This window comes from uncultured Campylobacter sp. (assembly GCF_938045205.1).
Classification (GTDB): Bacteria; Campylobacterota; Campylobacteria; order Campylobacterales; family Campylobacteraceae; genus Campylobacter_B.
In genome coordinates this window covers 1-4062 of the sequence record NZ_CALIMY010000014.1, presented here as the reverse complement: position 1 = coordinate 4062, position 4062 = coordinate 1, and the positions used below count along the sequence as shown (strand labels likewise).

Genomic DNA, 4062 nt, shown 5'->3' with positions numbered 1-4062 from the left:
TGTCAAACTCAGGCGCAAAGCTCGTAGAGATCGGCACTACGAACAAAACCAAGCTAGACGATTACGAAGAAGCGATCAATGAAAACACGGCGATCTTGATGAAGGTGCACCGCTCAAATTTTAAAATTTCGGGCTTCAGCTCGAGCGCAAGCGCTGCGGAAGTTGCGGCTCTCGCACGTCGCGCCTCGCAGGCAAAGAGAGAATTTTTAGCGCTTAGAACGGCAAGCTTTAAAAATTTAGCAGATCTTTGCGGCGGCTCGTCGGACACGGACGGCGAAATTTTAAATTCTGCGCCGAATGGTTTAAGCTTAGCGGCAGGCTCTGCGAATGCTCTAAATTTAAATAGCGGCGAGCCGTCCGTAAATAGCGAGCGTTTTTATGAAGGCGGCGAGAGCGAAATTTCTAAAATTTACCCCGCAAAATTTAGCATGAAAAAAGAGGAAAGCTTTAACGAGATCATCGATTATTACGATCTTGGAAGCGGCTACGTAAGCGAGCTGGGATTTGGACTCGGCAAAAGCGAGCCATCTATTTTTGAGCTTTTAAAAAGCGGCGTGCGGCTGCTTAGCTTTAGCGGCGACAAGCTTTTCGGCTCCGTGCAGTGCGGCATCATCCTAGGAGATCGGCAGCTCATCGCGCGCCTGCGCAAAAACCAGCTACTGCGAATGCTGCGCGTGGACAAGATCACGCTAAGCCTGCTTGCCGAGACGATCAAGGCGTATATAAATAAAGAATTTCACCTCATCACGACGATAGATCAGATCCATCTTAGCCTGGACGAGCTACGTGAGCGAGCGGAGCTAGTGCGATCACGTATCGGCATAAAATCGCAGATCGTGCCTACTACCACCTTCGTAGGCGGCGGTACGATGCCGAGCGCCTCCTACCCTAGCGTCGCGCTTGCGATACTTGACGGCGCAGATCCCCAGAGCACGCAGGCAAAATTTCGCGCTGCGGGTATAATCGGACGGATCGAGGATGATAAATTTTTGCTCGATTTCAGATCGATTTTAAAAAGCGACTTGCAAGATTTAATAAAAAAGATCGGAGAAATTTATGAATAGCGTAATCATCGGCACCGCAGGCCATATCGATCACGGAAAGACCGCGTTAATCAAGGCGCTAAACGGCTTTGAAGGAGACCGAATGCCGAGCGAAAAGCAGCGTGGCATCACGATCGATCTTAGCTTTTCCCATCTGCGCTCGGGAGATACCAACGTTGCGTTTATCGACGTACCGGGGCATGAAAATCTAGTAAAGACGATGATTAGCGGCGCATATGCCTTCGACGCTGCGATGCTGGTAGTCGCCGCGGACGACGGGCTAATGCCGCAAAGTAAAGAGCATATTCAAATTTTATCGCTGCTTGGGGTAAAAAGCGTGATCTTATGCATCAGCAAGTGCGATCTGGTGGGCGACGCGCGCAAGTCCGAGGTCGCGGCGCAGAGCAAGGAATATATCTCCAAATTTAAAGATTTGCAAATTTTAAATACCTTTTTTATCAGCATAAAAGACCCCGCGAGCATCGCCGAGCTGAAAAACTATCTCTTCAATATCAAGCCTGCGCAGCGTCAAGGAGGCGGCGTGGTGCACTACTACATCGACCGCGTCTTTTCGCTCAAGGGGCTCGGCACCATCGTAACGGGCAGCCTCATTAACGGCGCGATTTCAAAGGGTGAGAAGCTTTATAACTGCGATCTGGGTAAAATTTTTAACGTCAAAAGCGTGCAGATCCACGACGAGGACACGCCGCTAGCGCAGGCTCCAAACCGCGTCGCGCTAAGTCTGGACGCCAAAACGAGCGAGCTGCAAAAGGGGCAAATCCTAAGCAAAAAGGGCTTTTTCCGCGGCTTTAACGAAGCCGACTGCACCTTTAGCGGCGAAATTTCGCATAATCAAGACGTGCTGTTTTGCGTCGGAAGCAAGCAAAGCGCAGCAAAAGCGCTCATTTTAAAGGAACTTCCAAGCAGCGAGAAGCTCGTAAGCTTTAAATTTGATAAAACGATGTTTTTGAAATTCGGAGAGCCCTTCGTATGCTTGGCAAACTCGCGCGTAATCGGCGGCGGGCGCGTGCTAAACGCCGTGATCGAGCCGCTAAAAAAGCAGAGCAAAGCTGTGCTTCTCACCGCGCTTTTGAAGCGAAATTTCACCGAAGCGTTTAAAATTCTAAGCGGCTTTCACAAGCACGGATTCGGGCTATTTTCGGCCTATCAGCGCTTCGGAATGGAGTACGGCGAAGCGGTAAAGATCGCGCGCGGCTTAGAGGGGACGTATTTTGACGAGGCAAATTTATGCGTTTACGATCTAAGCGCGATCGAGGACGTAAAAAGCCTCATAAAATTTATCGTCTCAAAAAACGACTACGCGATCTTTTCGCCCGCCTCGATCGCCCTAAAGCTCTCGTGGGCTAGCGAAGAGCTCGCCGCGCGCGCGCTTAGCGAGCTTGAGCGAGGCGGCATTGTCTCCAAAAAGGGCGGAGTTTACGTAAAATCGGGGGTGGATTTTGACGCGCTTAAACAGAGCCTGGAGAGTAAAATTTTTGATCTCATCAAAAAGGGCGGCATAGCGCCATTAGCGCCTTATAACGTCTATGACGAGCTGGAGATTGACCGCAGTAGCGGCGATGACGCGCTAAAGAAGCTAACCTACGCCAAAAAGGTCGTCCGTCTCGCGCACAATCTCTTCGTCGAGGCCGAAAATTTAGCCCTGGCGATCAAACGCCTCTACGCAATCATCGAAAAAGATGGCTTCGTAAACGTCACGAACGCCAAAGAGGAGCTTGGGCTTAGCAGGAAATTCGTCATCTGCTATCTCGAGTACCTAGATAAAATGGGAAATATCGTGACGATCGACAATAAACGCTATCTGAAAAAGTAAAAATTTAAAATTTTGCACTACAATGCGCGGAATTTTTTGCAAAGGAAAAAAATGAAAAAAGCTATTTTAACTTCAGTTGCTCTCGTAGCGAGCCTAAACGCGGCTCTAAGCGACAGCGAAATTTTATCTATCTACGGCGGCGCGCCTCAAGGCATCGAAATAAAGGTCGCCGAGCGCATCCCGCTTAGCGAGCCAAAGGGCGTTGAAGCGGTCGTTTTAAAAATCTCTCAAGGCAATATGTCGCAAGAGGAGATCGTTTTCACTCAAGGCGATCTGATCTTTACCGATATCATCGATCCTAAAAAACGCGTAGTCTATAAGGAGCAGATCAAACAAGACCGCATCGCAGGACAGCTAAGTAAGGTCTTCAAAGCAGAGAGCAAAGACAATATCATCAAGCTAGGAAACGATCCTAAAAAGCCTACGATTTTGATGCTGACAGACGCTTTGTGCCCATTCTGCCGCAAAGAGATGGCAAGGATCGAAGAAACACTAAAAAATAACAATGTCGATATAATCATGACCTCCGTTCACGGCGATGACGGCCACGCAAAATCCGCGCTCATCTACAAAGAGATCAAAAATGCTAAAACCGACGAGCAAAAGATAGCGGTTTTTAAAAAATATTACGCCGAAGATAACAAAGCAGGTGCCAAAGACGTAAGCGCCGCCGAGCTAAACGCTGCAAAAGCCCTAGCTGCCAAATACTTCGGTGCGGGGGTAAACTCGGTGCCTTACATCATCGAACTAGACAAGCTAAAATAATCTCTCTTAAATTTTGCGGAGCGATCCGCAAAATTCTACCTCATCGTCTTAGTCTTAGTGATTTTAATTAATCCGGATTGACCTTTTAATTTCACGCGGGCCATTACTTTAGAATTTTTATAATCCCGCCGCTTAGCAAAATCTCTTTATCGAACCAGATTTAAAATTTTAAAATTTCTTTGCATATGGAATTTTAAAATTTAATAATCACGGAATTTAAAGCAGGCACAGATCTTTAAAATTTCAGACCACTTTTAAAAGACACGTGCAAAATTCTACTGCAAAATCCGCATTATTCTTTATATTGAAAGTAGCATAAAAGCGATAGTATATGAAATTTAAAAGCGAGAAAATATATAAACGAAATCCACGGCCAAAATTTTAAAATTTTGCGGCAAAGCCCAGATAAAATTTAGCCGC

General features: G+C 47.1%; 3 protein-coding genes. All 3 read left to right on the top strand.

Going from position 1 to position 4062, the window contains the following annotated elements; genetic code table 11:
- Positions 1–1064, top strand: a 1064-nt coding sequence (locus Q0198_RS00670; protein WP_297893859.1) for an L-seryl-tRNA(Sec) selenium transferase, incomplete at its 5' end; no start/stop codon positions are given.
- Complete coding sequence (gene selB, locus Q0198_RS00665) at positions 1057–2877, top strand: selenocysteine-specific translation elongation factor (RefSeq protein WP_297893857.1); 1821 nt, start codon at positions 1057–1059, stop codon at positions 2875–2877. The genes Q0198_RS00670 and selB, both read left to right, overlap by 8 nt.
- Positions 2878–2928: 51 nt before the next feature.
- Positions 2929–3642: a histidine kinase gene (locus Q0198_RS00660; RefSeq protein WP_297893854.1), complete on the top strand. Its 714-nt coding sequence runs from the start codon at positions 2929–2931 to the stop codon at positions 3640–3642.
- The last annotated feature ends 420 nt before the right edge of the window (positions 3643–4062 follow it).